Origin of the sequence: Arenibacter certesii DSM 19833 (assembly GCF_000429545.1) — a bacterium.
Taxonomy (GTDB): domain Bacteria; phylum Bacteroidota; class Bacteroidia; order Flavobacteriales; family Flavobacteriaceae; genus Arenibacter; species Arenibacter certesii.
Window position 1 is genome coordinate 190,850 of the sequence record NZ_AUCB01000004.1, and the last position, 20,218, is coordinate 211,067.

The 20,218-nt window shown below is 37.7% G+C and carries 19 protein-coding genes; 7 read left to right on the top strand and 12 right to left on the bottom strand.

The window, feature by feature from the left end:
- Positions 1-126: 126 nt before the first annotated feature.
- From uvrB to G466_RS0101915, 3 genes are all read right to left on the bottom strand, one after another.
- Complete coding sequence (gene uvrB, locus G466_RS0101905; RefSeq protein ID WP_026812122.1) at positions 127-2,115, bottom strand: excinuclease ABC subunit UvrB; 1,989 nt, start codon at positions 2,113-2,115, stop codon at positions 127-129.
- Between the two features lie 158 nt (positions 2,116-2,273).
- Positions 2,274-3,107, bottom strand: coding sequence for an ABC transporter permease (locus G466_RS0101910; protein ID WP_026812123.1), 834 nt, complete (start codon positions 3,105-3,107; stop codon positions 2,274-2,276).
- A gap of 21 nt (positions 3,108-3,128) precedes the next feature.
- Positions 3,129-4,037: an ABC transporter ATP-binding protein gene (locus G466_RS0101915; RefSeq protein WP_026812124.1), complete on the bottom strand. Its 909-nt coding sequence runs from the start codon at positions 4,035-4,037 to the stop codon at positions 3,129-3,131.
- Between the two features lie 695 nt (positions 4,038-4,732).
- On the opposite strand from G466_RS0101915, the gene G466_RS0101920 reads away from it, so the two are divergent.
- A complete protein-coding gene (locus tag G466_RS0101920) occupies positions 4,733-5,812 on the top strand; it encodes a hypothetical protein (RefSeq protein ID WP_026812125.1) in 1,080 nt (359 codons plus the stop codon).
- 87 nt (positions 5,813-5,899) lie between these two features.
- On the opposite strand, the gene G466_RS0101925 is transcribed toward G466_RS0101920, so the two are convergent.
- The 7 genes from G466_RS0101925 to G466_RS23720 form a co-directional block, all read right to left on the bottom strand.
- Entirely contained in the window at positions 5,900-6,958 is a 1,059-nt protein-coding gene (locus G466_RS0101925) for a nucleoid-associated protein (RefSeq protein WP_026812126.1), read from the bottom strand.
- Positions 6,959-7,070: 112 nt separating this feature from the next.
- Positions 7,071-7,568 carry an IS1096 element passenger TnpR family protein gene (locus G466_RS0101930; protein ID WP_026812127.1) on the bottom strand — a complete coding sequence of 166 codons (498 nt, stop codon included), beginning with the start codon at positions 7,566-7,568 and terminating at the stop codon, positions 7,071-7,073.
- A gap of 27 nt (positions 7,569-7,595) precedes the next feature.
- Positions 7,596-8,630, bottom strand: a complete 1,035-nt coding sequence (locus tag G466_RS0101935) for a COX15/CtaA family protein (RefSeq protein ID WP_026812128.1) — start codon at positions 8,628-8,630, stop codon at positions 7,596-7,598.
- A gap of 105 nt (positions 8,631-8,735) precedes the next feature.
- A complete protein-coding gene (locus G466_RS0101940; protein WP_026812129.1) occupies positions 8,736-10,160 on the bottom strand; it encodes a CCA tRNA nucleotidyltransferase in 1,425 nt (474 codons plus the stop codon).
- Positions 10,161-10,162: 2 nt separating this feature from the next.
- Positions 10,163-10,732, bottom strand: a complete 570-nt coding sequence (locus tag G466_RS0101945) for an L-threonylcarbamoyladenylate synthase (RefSeq protein WP_026812130.1) — start codon at positions 10,730-10,732, stop codon at positions 10,163-10,165.
- A gap of 10 nt (positions 10,733-10,742) precedes the next feature.
- Positions 10,743-12,563 carry a glycosyltransferase gene (locus tag G466_RS24640; protein ID WP_034234377.1) on the bottom strand — a complete coding sequence of 607 codons (1,821 nt, stop codon included), beginning with the start codon at positions 12,561-12,563 and terminating at the stop codon, positions 10,743-10,745.
- An 87-nt stretch (positions 12,564-12,650) separates the two neighbouring features.
- Complete coding sequence (locus tag G466_RS23720) at positions 12,651-12,821, bottom strand: hypothetical protein (protein WP_157373787.1); 171 nt, start codon at positions 12,819-12,821, stop codon at positions 12,651-12,653.
- Positions 12,822-13,046: 225 nt separating this feature from the next.
- On the opposite strand from G466_RS23720, the gene G466_RS0101965 reads away from it, so the two are divergent.
- Together G466_RS0101965 and G466_RS0101970 are read left to right on the top strand one after the other, a co-directional pair.
- The gene (locus G466_RS0101965) at positions 13,047-13,283 is read left to right on the top strand and encodes a hypothetical protein (protein ID WP_026812131.1); all 237 of its coding nucleotides are present in this window, start codon (positions 13,047-13,049) and stop codon (positions 13,281-13,283) included.
- Between the two features lie 44 nt (positions 13,284-13,327).
- Positions 13,328-13,708, top strand: coding sequence for a hypothetical protein (locus G466_RS0101970; RefSeq protein WP_026812132.1), 381 nt, complete (start codon positions 13,328-13,330; stop codon positions 13,706-13,708).
- On the opposite strand, the gene G466_RS0101975 is transcribed toward G466_RS0101970, so the two are convergent.
- The gene (locus tag G466_RS0101975; RefSeq protein WP_026812133.1) at positions 13,682-14,755 is read right to left on the bottom strand and encodes a glycosyltransferase family 9 protein; all 1,074 of its coding nucleotides are present in this window, start codon (positions 14,753-14,755) and stop codon (positions 13,682-13,684) included. The genes G466_RS0101970 and G466_RS0101975 overlap by 27 nt on opposite strands.
- A 15-nt stretch (positions 14,756-14,770) precedes the next feature.
- Complete coding sequence (locus tag G466_RS0101980; protein WP_026812134.1) at positions 14,771-15,586, bottom strand: 2,3,4,5-tetrahydropyridine-2,6-dicarboxylate N-succinyltransferase; 816 nt, start codon at positions 15,584-15,586, stop codon at positions 14,771-14,773.
- Positions 15,587-15,689: 103 nt separating this feature from the next.
- On the opposite strand from G466_RS0101980, the gene ruvX reads away from it, so the two are divergent.
- The 4 genes from ruvX to G466_RS0102000 all read left to right on the top strand — a co-directional run bounded on the left by ruvX (position 15,690) and on the right by G466_RS0102000 (position 19,973).
- Positions 15,690-16,100: a Holliday junction resolvase RuvX gene (ruvX, locus tag G466_RS0101985; RefSeq protein WP_026812135.1), complete on the top strand. Its 411-nt coding sequence runs from the start codon at positions 15,690-15,692 to the stop codon at positions 16,098-16,100.
- A gap of 4 nt (positions 16,101-16,104) precedes the next feature.
- Positions 16,105-16,695, top strand: coding sequence for a peptide deformylase (gene def, locus G466_RS0101990; RefSeq protein ID WP_026812136.1), 591 nt, complete (start codon positions 16,105-16,107; stop codon positions 16,693-16,695).
- 58 nt (positions 16,696-16,753) lie between these two features.
- The gene (locus G466_RS0101995) at positions 16,754-17,182 is read left to right on the top strand and encodes a DUF5606 family protein (protein ID WP_026812137.1); all 429 of its coding nucleotides are present in this window, start codon (positions 16,754-16,756) and stop codon (positions 17,180-17,182) included.
- Between the two features lie 211 nt (positions 17,183-17,393).
- Entirely contained in the window at positions 17,394-19,973 is a 2,580-nt protein-coding gene (locus G466_RS0102000) for a carboxylesterase family protein (protein ID WP_229797147.1), read from the top strand.
- Positions 19,974-20,218 lie beyond the last annotated feature (245 nt).

The window sequence follows — 20,218 nt, forward strand, 5'->3', positions numbered from 1 at the left end:
GATACTATTTACACAAACAGCACTAAACGCTTGTAGTAAGGTCTGAAACTGCCTTAGGTTGTTATTCTGGCGGTTTATAATTAAACTACCTGCTGCAAATAATAACAAATTATGCAACCTGACTGTTTATTCCTGTTCTTGTAAAGCTTTGATCTCGTCACGCAATTTAGCGGCTTGCATAAAATCCAGCTCTTTGGCCGCTTTCTCCATAGCCTTCCGCTTTTCCTTTATCATCTTTTCCTTTTGGGGCTGTGTCAAGTACATCATATCAGGTTCTGCAGCTCTCATTCCCTCCTTTTCAAAGTGATAGGTAGAAACCGAATTTTTCGCAAGCACACTGTCCAAACTTTTATTCAAAGCAGTAGGAGTGATATTATGCTTTGTATTGTAATTGGTCTGCTTTTCCCTGCGGTAATTGGTCTCATCTATCGTCTGTTGCATGCTCTTGGTAATCTTATCCGCATACATAATCGCCTTACCCTCTAAGTGTCTTGCCGCCCTTCCCACGGTTTGGGTTAGCGATCTAGAGCTTCGTAAAAAGCCTTCTTTATCGGCATCCAAAATAGCTACTAAGGAGACTTCAGGTAAATCGAGACCTTCTCTCAGTAGGTTAACCCCAATAAGAACATCAAATATGCCTTTACGGAGGTCCTGCATTATTTCAACCCGTTCCAAAGTATCTACATCACTGTGTATATACCTACACCTTACACTTATTCTGGTGAGGTATTTTGCCAATTCTTCAGCCATCCGTTTGGTCAAGGTGGTTACTAAGGTCCGCTCGTCTTTTTCAACTCGAATTTGAATCTCTTCAATAAGATCGTCGATCTGGTTTAAACTAGGGCGCACTTCAATAATAGGGTCCAACAGCCCTGTGGGGCGTATTACCTGTTCCACATAGATTCCTTGGCTCAATTCCAATTCATAATCTGCTGGGGTAGCACTAACGTAGATCACCTGATTCTGGAGCGCTTCAAACTCCTCAAATTTCAAGGGGCGGTTATCCATAGCCGCGGGAAGCCTAAATCCATAATCCACTAAATTTTCTTTTCTAGACCTATCCCCACCATACATGGCATGTACCTGTGGAATGGTAACGTGACTCTCATCAACCACCATTAAATAATCGTCAGGAAAATAATCCAACAAACAGAACGGGCGAGTACCGGGTAACCTACCATCCAAGTATCTAGAGTAGTTTTCTATACCAGAACAATAGCCCAATTCCCGAATCATCTCCAAATCAAAATTGGTACGCTCTTCCAAGCGCTTTGCTTCCAAATGCTTTCCTATTTCCTTAAAATAGGCCACCTGCTTCACCATATCTTCCTGAATTTGGTGAATGGCATTCTGGAGCACATCTGGGGAAGTCACAAACATATTCGCAGGATACAGCGTCAATTGATCGTATTTTTCAAGAATCCTATTCTTGAGCGGATCAAAGGCCTCAATTTCTTCAATCTCATCCCCAAAGAAATGAATTCTAAAGGCATGGTCAGAATAACTGGGGAATACGTCTACTACATCTCCCTTCACCCTAAAATTTCCGTTCTTAAAATCGGCCGTAGTTCTAGAATATAAACTTTGTACTAATAGATGTAGGAGTTTAGTCCTTGAAATTACCTGATCTTTATGTACGTTAATTACGTTCTTTTTAAATTCCACCGGATTCCCTATTCCGTATAAACAAGATACGGAGGCTACCACTAGAACATCCCTTCTTCCGGAGAGTAGGGAGGAGGTAGTGCTCAATCGCAACTTTTCAATGTCCTCATTTATGGAAAGGTCTTTTTCTATATAGGTTCCGCTACTGGGGATATAAGCTTCTGGTTGATAGTAATCGTAGTAGGAGACAAAATATTCCACGGCATTCTCTGGAAAAAATTGTTTAAACTCCGAATACAACTGGGCTGCTAAGGTTTTGTTATGGGCAAGCACCAAAGTAGGGCGTTGCACCTCTTCTACTACATTAGCCACGGTAAAGGTCTTCCCAGATCCCGTAACACCTAATAGGGTCTGGTAACGGACATCGGTATCCAAACCTTCCCGTAACTGTTTAATTGCCGACGGCTGATCGCCCGTAGGTTTAAAATCCGAAACAACTTTAAATTTCATTTTTTAAAAATACTAAAACCTGCCCAATAGCCTTTGCGCTTTAGCTAGAATTTAAGACTGTAATGGTTGCGGTACTAATTTTCGAAGTTTAAAACATACTTTTATTAGGCTCAAATTTCTCAAAAGTGTGTTAGCAGTCTAAAAGAAATGCGGCTATTCTATAAATCCCGTCGCTTCAATAATGCATAAGACAGGTAAATAAAAATGGCCGTCCAGCATAATACTATCAAAATTTCATGGAAATGTACATTGTAGTCCTTGTTAAACTCTTCTCCCATTTGTGCCACTACACTCTGCACTGCTTTAAATCGGGATACAGGTTCTTTGATGAGGTTAGACATGGATTCCAGCGGAAGGTATTTCATAAAAGTGGCTGAGGCTTCGCTTCCGGCCAACCACCATACCAAAAATCGCAGGGCTAAATTCTCTATAGCAAACCATACAATTAGGAAGCCTAGTGCAAAAGCCGATCGCTTTACCAATATCCCCAAGAAAAGACAGAAGGAAAAGAAACCCAATAATTTAAAAAAGTAGGCGACGAGGTATTCCAAACCGGATAAAATTATAGAAATCTCCGTGTAATCGGAATAAATCAACCCTAAAACCAAGGAGACTAGAAATACAAATAGGGTAGAGATTAGGGAGAATGTAAAAACCGTAAGAAATTTAGAGGCAATAAATTCCTTCTTGCTAAGTCCGTCTATTAAATTTTGCTTTATGGTCTTATTGCTGTATTCGTTGGCCATCATGGAGACGATTACAATGGCGAAGAACAGTTTTAATCCCCCAGCAATCCAAGTGTTCAAATGCCATATATAGGGGAAATTAAAAACGCCCTGATCGGCAATGTGGAACTTAACCGGACCGATATCAAACTTTATGGCCGCCAATAATGCCATGCATAAAAGTAGGGTGAAATAGGATATTATTAGGATTTTACTGGCCCTATTATTCCACAACTTTATAAATTCTATCTGTAATAATCGCAACATAATTTAGATTGGTTAGGCAGTTTAAGCTTGTTTTTGGGTATTGTTGGTAAGGGTAAGGAATTGTTCTTCCAGGCTCTCTTTTCGTTTTACCAAATGGGAAAGAACTATACCCTTTTCAAATAAATGCTGATTTAGGGTCTTAGCATCCATTTCTTCTTTTAGGATGACTTTTATCAACCCGTTTTCATGCTTTACTGTACCAAAACTGGCATGTTTTTCAAGAAAATCGAGCAACGCTTCGGTTTGGTCCGATTTTAATTCGAAAAAGCCATAACTAGCGAGCATATCCTCAACGCGTCCTGAATATAATTTTTCTCCTTTTCTGAGAATTACAACATGACTACAGACCTTCTCAACCTCATCCAATAAATGGGAAGCTAATAAAATGGTGGTACCTTGTGAAGCGATCTTTTTTATAATTTCCCTTATCTGATGGATTCCTTGTGGATCCAGGCCGTTGGTGGGTTCGTCCAGGATTAATATCTCGGGATCGTTAAGTAGGGCAGAGGCGATGGCTAAACGCTGCTTCATCCCTAGGGAATATGTGCTAAACTTACTGTTCTTACGTTCTAGGAGCCCTACTAATTCCAGCTTTTCCTCTATTTTATCATTAGGTACTTCCTTAATCTTGCAGACCAATTTCAAATTTTGAATGGCAGTCATATAGGGATAGAAGTTGGGGCGCTCTATAATAGCTCCCACCTTTTTTAAGGCTTGATGCGTAGTAAGCCTACCATTGAACCAAGAGAACCTACCTCCACTGGGGTTTACTACATTCAGTACAATACCAAGGGTGGTGGACTTCCCACTACCGTTGGGGCCTAGGATTCCGTATACATTTCCTTTTTCAATAGTAAAGGAGAGGTCTTTTACAGCAGTGAGAAAACCAAATTTTTTGGTCAGGTTGGTAACAGTTAAAATCGCTTCCAAATTAGGTGGGTTTTCAGTGGTTTGTAGCTAGATGACGAACAACTGGTGGTTTTGTTACAATGTAAAGAAAATAATGTGATTTTCAATTATGGATTCATCCTATATGTCTTCCTTCTATTTGTAATCACGGTTCTAAATATTAATACACGTAATGCTTTTGGAAGGTAATTCTACAAACGTAAGCCGCTTTTGTAAAAGTGGGTGCATCATGTACGTATTATGGTTGTTGTAAAGTAGATGAGAGTCAATTAAGATAATAGGATATAGAATTACATTTTAACTTATAGTACAGCAGTGCTTTAAAACGTTTGAACGTGGGTTTATTACATCAAAATTTAATTTAGGAATACGGTCTTTTAAGAAATAGTATAAACGGCACGGTTCCTGTGTCTTATGGGTACTGTTGTACCGTTTTTTTGAAAAGGGGTTCAAATTACGACTCATGTAAGCCGCAAATAGGATTCTAGCCTACTTTAGACATGGTATACTATCTTGGTTTTAAAAAAAAGTCAATTTGAGAATTGCATAAATATTGATATTTTATAGAGGAGAGGAAAGCAAAAATATCGCTGTTGGATATCCCCTTTTTATCATTTTTAAATTTTAAATGATGGGTAGGTTATGTATATTGGATTAAAACATGCTAAAATATACAACAGCACAACTTTTAAATACGATAAATAAAATAACACCTTATGTCAGAAAAATTAATGTCCAAAAAAAAGCCGGCCTTTCCGGTCAGCGAAAAGTTGGACGCTTACTTAGCCCATTACAGTCGGAAAACAGAAATTCCGATTTTCTATGATGACCTTCTTAGGTTCTCTGGCTCCGTAGCGGTTTACGATGCTGATGATAAGGATACACTTTGGGTGAGGGTCTTTTACAGTGAGTATGATAGGATGGAGATAGATAGTAGTCTAAAAAAAGTTTATTCCATTTTGCATTCTGATGGGAGTGATAGTATTTTCCCCTTTTTAAATGTAGATGCGGTGGATTTTTGCACCTTTGGGAACTCTAAACCGTTTAGGATAAGGGTTAGGAATGTCCTTAATGATAACTTCACCTATTTTTATGTAAAAAAGACGGATGCTTCTAGAATTTACGGTCTAGAACTAGAACATATGTTATCTCCTTATAACTTAAACTTTCTGGTGTATAAGGATACTTTAATAGAGGAACATATAGCTGGAATTCCAGGTGATGTGTTTATTAAAGACTTTTTACCTAAGTGTACGGAATCAGAAAAATCCCAGTTGGCAAAGGAGTTTGTCAAGTTTAACGAGCGCTGTATGATCCGACTCTTGGGAGATATGCGTTCTTATAATTACGTGATTGTGCCTACTCATGATTTTGATCATGTGGTCTATAGAATACGGGCAATCGATTTTGACCAGCAGTGCTATGAAGGTAAATTAAAGGTTTACCGACCTCAGTTTTTTAAGGAAAACTATTTAATGGTTATGTTGGTCAAAGATAAACTACAACGTAATTCCGTGGATCAATATAAAATCGAAGAACGCTCCATAGTAGCAAAAAGAATTTTGAGTTCCGGTAATAGAATCAAGAGGTTGATTTCAATTAGTAAGTCCGACAAGATCTCGATTCCTGAAAATATAGAAGCGCTGTCCCAACATATACACGACCTTACAGGTGATATCGCTTTTAAGGATTGTAAGTCGATGGGAGAAGTGCTAGCCTTAGCGTTGGATTTTGTAAAAAGGAATTATGAGGATGTTAGTATGAAGCAGATTTTAGAAAATAAGATAAAGTTCTAATATCCTCTAATATAGTATTACAGATTTATGAGACCTATTTAAATGAATAAGGGAAGTTTTAAATCTTCCCTTATTCTGTTGCAGTCCTTAGCTCTTCTGTTCCTTGTTGAAATACACAAGGTAGTAATACATCTGTCGTTCTTCATCCCAGCCTTTTTCCACAAACTTTTCTGCAGATTCTGGGTTGATGAAATCCAATTTTATCTGGATATTGGTGTCTAGGTTAATAACGTTTTTTATCTTTTTTCGTGCATCCGAAACCGCTTTGTTCACAATATCAAAGGAAGCAACATCCTCTATACTGTATTTTGGCCCTTTTTCTTCCTTATAGTGCTTAAACTCAGGGATAAGCTCCGGGTTTTCCATCACTTCGTTTAAGAAATTGGTCTCTTCAAAAGAATCGTTTTTTGCAAAATGGTTCACGGCCCTATTCATAAAAAGAACCTCTTGTTGTTTGTCTTCCGCTGGTAGGACTACGTCCTTGGCAAAGTTCTGACAAAATTTCAAGTAGTTTTTTGTTTTAAAGTTATCGTCGGATAAGGGTTCTACATCCAAGAAATTTTCTAACCAATACTTGGCGTCGTAACGGTTGCTATCTACGGATAATACTTTGTAGCCTGCTTCTCTTTCGGTATTAAAGATTAAGCAGCCTTTGTCTAATTTATTGATGTTAATTCCCTGTTGTACCAATATATCTAGATTAGCACCGTTTTCTTGGAATTGAAGGAAGTCATGCTTCAATTCGCTTTTAAATATTCCTACTGCATTTACCTTTACATTATCTAACATTAAATCTGTAAGGTAGGTAACGTAAAGCTCACCACTTTTAATGTGTGGGTGATTGGACTGGTCGAACAAATGGGCAGCGACTTTTTTAGAATTTTCGTGGAGGGTATTTGGATCCTTGAAAATAGTGTCTACGATATTGTAGATTTCGTTGAACTCAAAATCTACTTCGTTGTAAAAATGGAAGTAATTTTCTTCCTTCTCCCTAAATGGTTTAAAGAAATATTCTTTTAATAGACCAGTAGTTTCATCATTAAGGGCAAACGGTTCTTCGGATAAAAAAACACCCTCACTCTTATTCTTATTTCCCACACGGTGTATGGAAATGGTTTCAATCTGGGTAGTATATAAATTGATCATAAAACTATTGTTAAGGGTTAAGTATTAGCGCACACTAGCGCTGACCGGAATAAAACACCAAGTCGATTCTAGGGTAAATAACATATTACAAAGGGATTGGTAATGCGGAAAATTAATTCCAATTTTCATCAAAATCTAGGTCTTCGTAGTTGTCCAAGGTATTGTCAAAATCGAATTCGCTTTCGTCTGCCTCAAACTTCTTTTCTGGTGGGGAATCTGGAATTTCTCCAAAACTAAAAAGAATATTAGGATATATTTGTCCGTCTGTTCTTTCTACAATATCGGCCAATTCTACAAAAAAGGTCCACATACTCAAAAAATCATAGACATAAATAAGCTTAGTGGAAGATTCTGTAACCACATCCTGCAAAAGTACCTGGCTCATTAACCGAACATCTGAGCCACTTTCGCTCATATCAAACAGGGCAATTTCCTCATCTTGGTGCCATTCTTCGTCACAGGTGTAGAATGAAGCCATTTCATTCCCCAAAAAACCAAAAGCTTGGGTAATGGCATTATGAAACTCTTCCAAGGTAGTAGATCCCTCTATTTCTATATCCCTAAAGATATCATCTTCTGCATCTAGAATTACCCTTATTTTATATATCATCTCGTCCATATTTTTGTGGTGGCAAAGTTACAAAGTTTTCCTCGTTTTAAAAGCATTTATGACTTCCAAAGCTAAATAGGACTGAAATCCAAATAGGAGGGAGGCCATGACCAAGTGTATAGCTTGTGTGGAAAAAGGGAAATCTAGGAAATACATTGCTAGCCCAGTAATTACTTCAATAAGCAACATAAATAGAACCCAATATATCTTAGAATATCCTAAATTATACTTTGTGATCCTAAAAGCGAGGTACAGGTTTAAAAGTACTATGATTATGGAGAAGGAGCGGTGTATGTAAAAATTAATATCGGGGTTGCTTAACCATAATTCTGGGGCACTATCCCCATACACCATAATCTGTTCGTCTATAAACTGTCTTACTTGAGTTCCAAATACTACCTGTAATAGGGTGGCAAATAAGGTGATGAAAATTAAATTTTTGGCCAGTGTGTCCGGTTTGTTAGGCCTCACTTTTTCATTTGCGGCATGAATAATATAAAGGATGATACCCACAATAACCAAAGCCATTACCATATGAACGGTGATTTTTGCAGGGGCAAGTACGGAGTACACAACTGTGGCGCCTAGCCATGCTTGGAAACCCATAGCAAATACGACTACCCAGGAGAGGATAGTAATCTTTTTCTTCCTTTTCCAATAGCGGAAGGAGGCTATTGCCATAATTAAGGTTCCTAGTCCTGCCAAAGCGCCAAAAAGCCTATTTATAAATTCTACCCAGGTATGTGATGGATTAAATACTGCATAGTCGTGTTTGGTGTATAGGGACCAATTGTCGTCCTGAAAGCTATCAGCAGTAGTGAAATCTGACTTGGCTACTTGTAAGGTTTCATCTACTATGATGACCTGTCCTTTTTTAAATGCCCTTTGCGGCTGCCATTCCAGCTCAGAAATATCGGTAGGAGGAATGTAATATCCGAAACACTTAGGCCAATCTGGGCAGCCCATCCCGCTTCCTGTCATTCTTACCACAGCCCCTGCTATAATGACCAAATAAACCAAAACCAAAGCAACCTTGGCAATTTTTATAAAATTATTCTGCATCTGAAAGATTGAAAGCGTTTCTTAATACTGTATATACCATTCTTTTGTCCACTTTTATTATTTCTAAAGTGGATCATAACTTTTAAAAGGATTTGCCATGGTAGCCTATTGGGCTATTAATCCCATTTCCTCTCCTTTTTTCAACATAAGGGCATAGGCATCATCATAATTATTTGGGATTTCCCCTTCTAATATGGCCTCTTTGATCACTTCTTTTATAATTCCAATTTCTTTGGAAGGTTTTAGGTTAAAAGCCGCCATAATTTCCTCACCACTAACTGGAGGTTGAAAATTTCTAATGTGGTCGCGAGCTTCTACCTCCTCAATTTTTTGACGGACAATTTTAAAATTGTTTTTATATTTCCTTTGCTTTTTAGGGTTTTTTGTGGTGATATCCGCCTCGCATAAGGTCATAAGGTCTTCTACATGTTCTCCTGCATCAAAAATAAGTCGCCTGACTGCAGAATCCGTCACAAAATCCTCGGAAAGTACGATTGGCCTAGAGCTCATAAGGACCATTTTTTGAACGAATTTCATTTTATCGTTTAATGGTAATCTCAAGCGTTTAAACAATTTATAGACCATTTTAGCGCCTATAAATTCGTGTGCGTGAAACGTCCAGCCTATTTTTTTGTCAAATTTTTTAGTTGGTGCTTTGCCTATATCGTGTAGTAATGCCGCCCATCGCAACCATACATTATCGGTGTTTTCAGCAATGTTATCCACTACCTCCAAAGTATGCCAAAAATTGTCTTTATGACGTTGACCTTCTACCTCTTCTATTCCTTCCAATGCCAATAGTTCGGGTAGTATATATTTGAGTAGGCCAGATTTATGTAGAATGGAAAATCCTATGGACGGTTTCTGGCTTGCAAGAATTTTATGCAGCTCATCCACTATCCGCTCATTGGAAATAATTTTGATTCTACTTTTGTTGTCAGTTATTGCTTTTAGGGAATCTGGATGGATAGTAAAATTTAATTGCGTTGCAAACCTAATAGCCCTCATCATTCTTAAAGGATCGTCCGAATAGGTAATATTGGGATCCAAGGGAGTTCTGATTAGCTTTATTTTTAAATCCGCTACCCCATTAAAAGGATCCAGGAGATTTCCATAGTCATCCTGATTCAATGAGATAGCCAGTGCGTTAATGGTAAAGTCCCTCCTTTTTTGGTCATCCTCCAAGCTACCATCTTCCACTACTGGTTTTCTACTATCGCGGTGATAACTTTCCTTTCTGGCTCCAACAAACTCAATTTCAATATCTTTATGCTTGACCATAGCGGTACCAAAATTCTTAAACACCGAAACATCGGAACTTCCTGGTAATTTTGATGCTACTTTATGGGCAAGTTCTATCCCGCTACCTATCGCAACAATATCAATATCCTTTGGGACCCCCCTATTTAAAAGGTGGTCCCTAACATAGCCACCAATAACATAAGCATCTATGGAAAGTTCCTTAGCGGCATTGGAAATAGTGGAAAATATAGGATTATCTAAAGCTGCTTCTTGGTTTGTCTTCGTCATTATTATTCTCTGATCACTTTAACCGTACCATCATTTCCTAGGAGGATAATGGAAGATGGTGTGGTCTTTAATTTATCGCGCTCCAAATTTACTATATAGTCCACACCTTTTAAAATCTCATCAGTGATTTCTTCAAAACATCTTGGCGTAGCTTCTCCAGCAATATTGGCTGAGGTGGAAACGATGGGTTTTTTTAATTTTTTAATAAGGTTCTGGCAGAAGGTGTCCGTGGCAACCCTAATACCTAATGTATTGTCTTGGGCAACCAAATTTTTGGCTACTCCCTTTGGGGAATCATAGATTATGGTAGTAGGTTTGGTTGCCAAGTCCATAATGTCATACGCCAGATCGGGAACCTTAGTGATGTGCTGTTCTAACATAAAATCGTTTCCTACCAAACAGATCATAGCTTTGGTATTGACCCTTTGTTTTAAGGCATAGACTTTGGCAACAGCAGCCTCATTTGTAGCATCACAACCAATTCCCCAAATGGTATCAGTAGGGTAAAGGATTAATCCGCCGTTGGCTAAGACTTCTATACATTGGTTGATTTCGGTGCGAATGTCATCCATAATTGTACTATTAATTATTTTTTCTTAGTTTTTTTAATTCTTTGTACCTGGCATAAACCCCTAGCGCATTTAGGTAACAAATTATAATTCCTTTTTTACCATCTAATATGCCTAATCTAATGATATAGTGGTTGAAAAATTTATAAAAGGGGCGGAATACAAAATGATAGATATTAGGGTCGTAATTTTTCTCTAATTCCTCCACCGCTTTCATTTTGCCATACTTTATCATTTTATCCTTGTAGTCCTCATAATCCTTGTAGGAGTAGTGGATCAATTTATTTTTTAGGACATCGGATTTTCCATCTACTACCAAAGTTTCATGGACAATTCTTTCTTGGGTAAAATGCACTTTGCTCTTTTTGAACAGTCTATAATTTTTGTCGCTTTGCCAACCGCTAAATTTAAGGACCTCATCCTTAAACATAAATGTCCTATAAAAATAATAGGCATCAGCGGTTGCATGGTTTGCGTTCACGGTATGTAAAACTTCGTTCCTTAGGGCATCCGTCAGACGTTCATCTGCATCCAAAAAAAGTATCCAATCGTGTGAAGCTTGCTCCATAGCAAAGCTTTTTTGATCAGTATAGTTAACAAAAGGACGAATAATTAATTTTACATTAGGATGTTTTTTAATTTTTTCAATAGTGCCATCGGTACTACTGGAGTCCACCACAATAATCTCATCCGCAAATTTTAAGTTCTCCAAAACGGCATTGATATGGATATCTTCGTTATACGTTATTAGGACAGCGGAAATCTTAGCTGTTTTTTTGCCTTTGAAAGGGTGGTTCACGGGCTTTCCAAATTTGGTGTTAGTTTTTAGCTTCTTGGAGAGTGATAAGTTGCGTTTTTCGGGAACTCCATTAGTTTTAATGTGCTCTTGTACAGTAGCTACCATTCGCTGTGCCGATGCTCCATCTTTATAAGGATGGAGTTTCATACTAATATAGCTCCTCTCCGCAGCGTAGGGGTCTTCTTGTAAATTCTGTAGTACTTTTTCTGTTAGTTGGGTATAACTGTGGGCATTGTCCCAAAGGATCTTTCCAGAACTATACTTATAGGAGATTGCGGGTTTATCCATAAGTATAAACTCATAAATATAGGGTGAAGTATCGCTTATAAGAACATCAGCCTGAATAAAACATTTTACAATATCCTTTTCGTGGCGTATAAGAATATTAGGGACCTTCATCGCTAACTTCTCGTAGTCTTGAATCCAATGGTTATCCATTTGTTCTTTTAGCCTTACGAATACTACAAAACCAGTTGTTTTCGCTAAGTTCTTTATTTCATGTATTAAATGTGGCGCCGAGCTATGCTTAGCGGTGGCGCTTGGAACATATAGTATGATTTTGTCCGTTTGATACTGTTCCAGTATCGCATTTTTTTCAAAATCGTACTTCGACTTCTCCTTATAATATATATCTATTTTTGGCCATCCCGTTTCAATGACTTCAAAATCCTGATGTTTTTTCTTTAATCGATTTAACTTTTCCGTAAAATAGGGGCCTTGTGTTAAGTAAAGGTCAAAATAAGGTCTAGATTTAAAATTATCCCATCTTTTCCCTTTCAAATTGTTGAAGACATTGACTTTTAATCCCCTTAAATAGTATGGTACTTCCTGGCCCGGAACAAAAATAACATCACTTTCAAAGATCTGTAGGTCTAAGATACTAACTGTGAAATTTTCAATTTTAAAGGGGAAATTGTCCAGTAAATTATTGGATATATACCATAGGTAAGTGTGATTCTTTTCCTGAAGAATATCTCTAATGGGTGCTAAAACTCCATAGGAATCGACATTTTCACAAAATAGAATTACCCTCATTGTTGTAATGGCTTAGTGATTTTCCTGAAATTACCCTTAAAATCTACTTTCATGCATTTAGATGTAAAGAATCTATTTCGGTTGCGTTTAATTGGTCCGTGCAGGAGAATTTTTAAAATTCTTCCCAAGGTAATCTTTGTTCCAATTTTTTTCCATCACTTTTGTATTAATATCCATATACCTTGCTGCAATAAGATGGATATCCAGGGACTTGCTAAGTTTGGAGTCTATACTGCTGGCAAGAACAATACTCGCCATACTGCTGCTTATAGTTAGCTATACAGGTAACGTAAAATAGCTCTTATTTAACTGCATTAACTTCAATAAGGAATCGCTCGATTTGTGTGGCAAAGTTAATTTTAATTCGCTGATATATGAAATTGTCGGCCACTTTACATTTTATTAAACAGTTTGTGTTAATGTAGGTTAAATAGAATTCTTTGCGTTTACTTATATTTAAGTAAAATTTTACCCTCCTCATTTATGAAGATTATTTTAATTATTGGCGCGTTAGGCCTTTTTGGGTTTTTATTAGGGAAGTTAATGAAGCATAAGTCCTTATATCCGTTTATGCCATTCCAGTTCAATCTTAGAAAGCGTAGGGATTCCTTTAGGAAAACCATGGAACTGTTAAATAAGATTGCAGCAAAAACAATTATAGAAACGGGTACTTTTAGGGAAGGGTTGCGAGGAGCTAAGAGTAATGGGCCGCCACGGTAGTTTTTGGGAAATGGGCGAAACAAAAGAACGCCTTTCTACATTCGGTGGATATCAGTGAAAAATCTGTTGCCAAGTCCCAAGAGAAGATTAATAGTCAAAGTGTAAATGAAGTGGTGCAAATTCACCATTCAGATTCTGTAGCCTTCTTGGGTGATTTTGAGGAGCAGGTAGATTTTATATACCTTGACAGCTATGATTATGATGATGATCCCGAAGTACAAATTAAAAGTCAGGTGCACCACTTAAATGAATTTGTTGCTATTGAAGATAATCTGCACGATAATTCTATCGTTTTAATAGATGATTGTGATCTGCCTAATGGTGGAAAAGGTAAATTGGTGGCAGCCTATATGCTTAAAAAGGAATGGAAAATACTCCTTAACGAGTATCAAATACTGTTAGTGCGTAAAAATTTCAGCTTCTAGGAATTGCTGTAGCCGATCTGTAAAAAGATCGGGCACAAAGTAGTTGTATAGATTTGCTGCTTCTTTCTTTCGTTGTTTTACGGGTTTCCCCTCCAAGTGGTGCGGGAGGAAATCTTCTAAGTGTACCGCTATATTAACTTTATTGTTGGGGAAAGTCTCCCAAGCTACTTTTGTAATCCAAGGAGAGAATATGCTAAATGCAGGAATGTTTAAAGCTTTAGCCATGTTTACCGCACCACCTTCATTTCCTAGTAAGGCGTTGCAATGAGATAATAACCCTAAAAATGTGCGTAGAGAGGGGGCAAATACATCCAATAAAATCATGGCCTGGGTCTCTGGAGCGCAAAGTTCATATACCTTTTTTACTTCCTCCAGCTGAGAAGGTATATAATTAAATAATAGGTTAACCTTTCCTTGCTGGGCAATTTCATCTAACATCTGGGCCATATAAGGAAGGGGATACGTTTTATTGGCGCTACTTCCAAGAACATTTATCATTAAAATCGGAATAGAAAAATTTACCGATTTTTCTTCTAAAAAAATTTTTGCTTCGTCTTTTTCTTGCTGCGTAAGATAAATTTGGGGTGGTTGTACAATAAAATTTACTTCTGGGAGGATTGGTCTTAGTAAGGCAAGCCTATTTTCAATGGCAAGACCTACCTTAGTTTCCCCAGATCTAACATATATATGGGTATGGGTATAAATGAATTTTGAGTACCACTTCTCGTAAGAAATTTTGGTTTCTGCACCAGAGAATAAGGTGATTAGATTGCTTTCTAGTTTGCTGTAAACATCTATAACTACATCATAGCGCTCTTTTGAAATAGATTTTAAGAAATTATAGAATGCGAGTTTACTGTCCCTGTATTCGGGCTTAAATAGTACCACCTGATCGATATAAGGGTTGTTGGTTACAACTGGTTCCGTATTGGTATTGATCAAATAATGAATCTGGCTGTTGGGGATGTTCTTCTTAAGATGTTCGCACAGTATGGTGCTAGTAAGAACATCCCCGATCATTTTTTGTTGTACAACCAGTATTTTCATGATGCAAAGTTAGCATTATACGGCAACATCGTATTCACGCAAGGCATCATTTAAAGAAGTTTTTTTGTCTGTACTCTCTTTTCTAGTTCCTATTATCAATGCACAAGGAACCTGAAAATCGCCCGCGGGGAACGATTTTGTATAGCTTCCTGGTATAACTACTGATCTGGCCGGAACCAGTCCTTTTCGTTCTACTGGCGTTTCCCCCGTAACATCAATAATTTTTGTAGAGGCGGTAAGCACTACATTGGCACCTAAAACAGCTTCTTTCTCTACCCGTACTCCTTCTACAACAATACATCTAGATCCAATAAAGGCATTATCCTCTATAATCACTGGAGCTGCTTGCAAGGGTTCCAAAACCCCTCCAATACCTACACCGCCACTAAGGTGTACGTTTTTTCCAATTTGAGCACAACTTCCTACTGTAGCCCATGTGTCAACCATAGTACCTTCGTCTACATAAGCACCAATATTAACATAGCTTGGCATTAATATGGTTCCGGCTGAAATATACGCACCATGTCTGGCAACAGCATTGGGAACCACCCTAATCCCTTTTTCGGCATAGCCCCGTTTTAAAGGCATTTTATCGTGGTATTCAAAGATTCCTGCTTCCAAGGTTTCCATTTTTTGAATCGGAAAATAGAGAACTACCCCCTTTTTTACCCATTCATTTATTTGCCACCCGTCATTAGTGGGTTCTGCACAACGCAATTCTCCCTTATCCAATAAATCTATTACTTCCCTGATAGCATCTTGTGTAGAGGTCTCTTTTAAAAGATCACGATTATCCCACGCATTCTCTATGATTTTTCTTAATTCTGTCATTGTCGTATTTTGAATTTTAGGCAAATATAGGGGCAACTTTGTAATTAACCTTTCGTTTTTACACTTATAACAATTTATGGTTTATTTTTGCGAAAAAATAAGTTTGGGAAGAATAGTAGCCTTGGATTTTGGAAAAGTGAGGACGGGAATTGCTGTAACGGATGAATTGCAGATAATTGCCTCGGGTTTAACTACAATTAATACCAAGGAACTTTTGAATTTTCTTAGGTCTTATGTAGAACAAGAAAATGTAGAGCTATTTGTAGTAGGGGAACCAAAGCAAATGAATAACCAGCCCTCCGAGTCGGAAGAGTTCATTACGCCTTTTCTGCGTACCCTAGAAGGGGTTTTTCCTAAAATTCCGGTAGTCCGGCAAGATGAACGGTTTACCTCAAAAATGGCTGTACAGTCTATGATTGATAGCGGCATTGGGAAACAAAAAAGAAAAAATAAGGCATTGATCGATGAAATTAGTGCAACCTTAATCCTTCAAGCATATTTAAATAGAAAATAGTAGCATGATATTACCTATAGTAGCTTACGGAGATCCCGTTTTAAGAAAAGTAGCAGAAGATATTGATAAAGATTATCCCAATTTGGATGAATTATTGGCCAATATGTGGGATACTATGTACAATGCGTTTGGAGTTGGACTTGCAGCACCCCAAATAGGACTTCCTATACGACTTTTTACCATAGATACTACTCCATTCTCTGAGGATGAGGACCTGTCCGAAGAAGAGCAGAAAGCATTAAAAGGCTTTAAAAAAGTGTTTATAAATGCAAAAATTGTGGAGGAAACCGGTGAGGAATGGGCTTTTAACGAAGGTTGTTTAAGTATTCCGGATGTAAGGGAAGATGTTTCAAGAAAAGATACTCTTACCATTACCTATTTGGATGCCGATTTTAAATCCCATACAGAAACCTATGAAGGGCTTCTAGCAAGGGTAATCCAGCATGAATATGATCATATTGAAGGAGTTTTGTTTACGGACAAATTATCTACCTTGAAAAAGAGATTATTAAAAGGCAGGCTGACCAATATATCAAAGGGAAAAGTAAAGGTAGATTACAGAATGCGTTTCCCACTTCAAAAAAAAGCACGTTAAAACAATTTCTTTTATAAACAAAAAGTGTAATATTTGCGCTTGAAATTTAAAATATCAGATGAGTTTAAATAAAATATTATCCATAGCCGGAAAACCAGGACTTTATAAGTTATTGACCCAGACACGTGCTGGATTTGTAGCAGAATCATTATTAGATGGTAAGAAAATTACCGTTAGTTTTAAGAACAATGTAAGTGTTCTATCCGAAATTGCAATCTATACCTTGGAGGAGGAAGTACCTCTAAAGGATATTTTTGAAAAGATAAAAGAAAAGGAAGACGGTGGGAAAACTACGGTGAGTCATAAGGACGATAAAATAAAATTAGAGGAATACTTTTTTGAAGTGTTGCCTAATTATGACGAAGATCGTGTGTATGCAAGCGATATTAAAAAAGTTATTCAATGGTACAATTTGTTGCATGACCATGGTATAACTGAATTTGCTACAGAAGAAGAGGAAAAAGTAGCTTCTGAGGATAAAGAATAGAATTGATTTTTCAATAAAAGCATAAAAAAACCTTCGTTTTCGAAGGTTTTTTTATGCTCGATAATCATGTAAATTTATAGGGGAGATTTCCTTGCTCAAATAGGGAGGCTAATCCCTTTAGCTACGGTATTTCGCTATTGGTTTAAATTGTTGTGCTACGGCATAAGAATTCTGGAAATTATGATATTAATTGATTTATTTTTTGAATGCAATGAATAGATTATGTAAAAAAAGCACCTTTGTTCTGGTCTTATTCCTGATGATTCCTCTGATTTTTTTGGGCCAGCAACGTACTGGAAATATTGTGGAATATTTTGGCAAGGAAAAAGTTGATGACATCCATGAGGGAGAGGTTGTTCATGTTTTTAAAAAGGGCTTAGCCCTATCAGTTCCGACTTTGGGCGGAGAATCGCCAACATTTCCCGTTGACCGCGTATTTAACATGTTTCTGATGAATCCAAAAACGAAGGTATCTGAGGGAGCGGTTTTCGATATTGATTATTTAGGTCAAGAAATGAAATGGCGCACAATAGAGGTAGACAGTACAAATAGCTTTTCTGATAGAGGTCTGAGATCTAGTTATGTTTATCTGACACATTATTCGAGCACTGAAAAAACAGTATTGTTCGAAGCCTCGGGACATTCTGTAGTTTCAATAAATGGGTATCCCTATGAGGGTGACCATTATGATTTTGGTTGGAATCTTATTCCGCTGAAATTAGAAAAAGGGAATAATACATTTGTATTAAAAGTAGGCCGTTTCCCCAGGATCAGAGCGCGACTATTAAAACCCAAATCAGAGGTGCAATTTACGACGCGTGATTTAACCGTTCCCGATCTACTAAAAGAGGAGAATAAAGAATATATAGCTGCCATTAGGGTAATCAATGCTACAGGGAATTGGGTGAAACAGCATAGTATAGTGGCTAAGGTTAATAAAGCCGAGCTTTCTACTGCTGTCCCCGATATTCCACCCTATACCGTTTATAAGATGCCTTTTTCCATTCCCAATTCCGACTTGGGTCAGGTTGATGGTAAAGTGGAGCTACATCTGAGTTTACAGCGTAAAAATAAAGATATAGTCTCTAAGGAGACGTTATTTCTAGATGTGAAATCTAAATATAAGCACCACAAGAGAACCTTTGTAAGTGCAATAGATCATAGTGTCCAATACTATAGTGTGGCACCCAATACCAAGAAAGATCAAAAGGGGGCGGCACTATTTCTTTCCGTACATGGAGCATCTGTAGAGGCAGTTAACCAGGCCAATGCCTATACACAAAAAGATTGGGGAACTTTGGTTGCACCTACTAATAGAAGACCATTTGGATTTGCATGGGAAGACTGGGGGAGAATGGACGCCATGGAGGTGTTGGCAGATAGTAAAAAGCTCTTTAAGCCCGATGAAAGTAAAATTTATCTGACCGGTCACTCTATGGGAGGACATGGGACTTGGTATTTGGGAGCTACTTACCCCGACCATTTTGCGGCAATAGCACCATGTGCAGGATATCCTGATCTATTAATGTATCGCAACGGAAGATCGGATAGGATTTTGGCACTCACTGAAGAAGAGCGAAGTAAATATGGTGTTAGCCCCAAAATGTTTGAACGGTTGAGCACTGAAATTGTTCCCACGACAGTAGAAAACATCGTCGAACGGGCAGGGACACCAACCAGGACTTTAAAATTAATTAGGAACTACCTGCACCATGGGGTATATGTGCTACACGGCGAAAAGGATAATGTAGTTCCTACGCACATAGCTCAGGATATGAGGGAGCGATTGGGGAAGTTTCATCCAGACTTTACTTATTATGAATATCCCGGAGGAACCCATTGGTATGGGAATCACAGTGTAGATTGGGACCCCATTTTTAATTTTTTCAAACGACGTACTATTCCCGAAGTAAAGGATATTAAAAAATTGGAGTTTAGTACCGGCTCTCCAGGAGTTTCTTCCACTTCCCATTTTATCACCATCCATCAGCAGCAAATTCCCTTTAAAATCAGTTCGTTTGAATTTTCATGGGAAAACAGTTTTAAAATAGAAACTGAAAATGTTTCCCTTATAGAAATAGATTTTTCACAAGTCCCAGGGGAGATCAATGCTATTGTTCTCAATGGTACGGAAATTCCCATAGCCTTAAAAGAAAGTACATTTTTTAAGGATACCAACGGGAATTGGAGCGTTGCTTCAAGACCTTCCAGGACTGAAAAAGGGCCCCATAGAAACGGAGGTTTTAAGGATGCTTTTAGAAACAATGTAATTTTTGTTTATGGGACTAAAGGCTCCAAATTAGAAAATGACTGGTATTATAATAAGGCAAGATTTGATGCGGACACTTTTTGGTATAAGGCAAATGGTAATATTGAGTTGATTGCGGATACGGACTTTTCCCCAACAGATTATCCAAACCGCAATGTAGTGGTATACGGCAATAAAAGCAATAATGCTGCTTGGGGGAAATTATTGAAAAATAGTCCGGTTCAAGTGGCTAATAATATGCTTGATTTTGATGGTAGAAATTTAACAGGAAGTAATTGGGGCCTATATTTTATTGTTCCAAGAGAAGATAGTGATGTCGCAAGTGTGGGAGTAGTTACCGCTACAGGTATAGCTGGGATGAAAGCTGCTTATGCCAATCACTACTTGGTAAACGGAAGTACTTTCCCAGATTTCTTACTATTCGATGAAACTGTTTTGGACCAAGGAACCTCAGGCATCAAAAGTGCTGGATTTTTTGGGAATGATTGGTCTATTGAAAATGGCGATTTTGAATGGAAGTAGTTCAGGTCATTATCTTTATCTGGTACAACCTATTAGGAGTTCACTGTGATTATAGTAGAAACCACAGTTTTTTAATTAGATAAGCTACACGTCTATTATTTGTGGTTAATGGTTAATATGCTGCGTTAAGGATTGCACTTAAGGGAATTACAATGAGTGTTTTCACTTTTAATTTCTTTAAATGAGTATTGATTTAAGACTTAAAGAAAAGCCAATAAATCGCAATGGATTTATTGGCTTTTTAG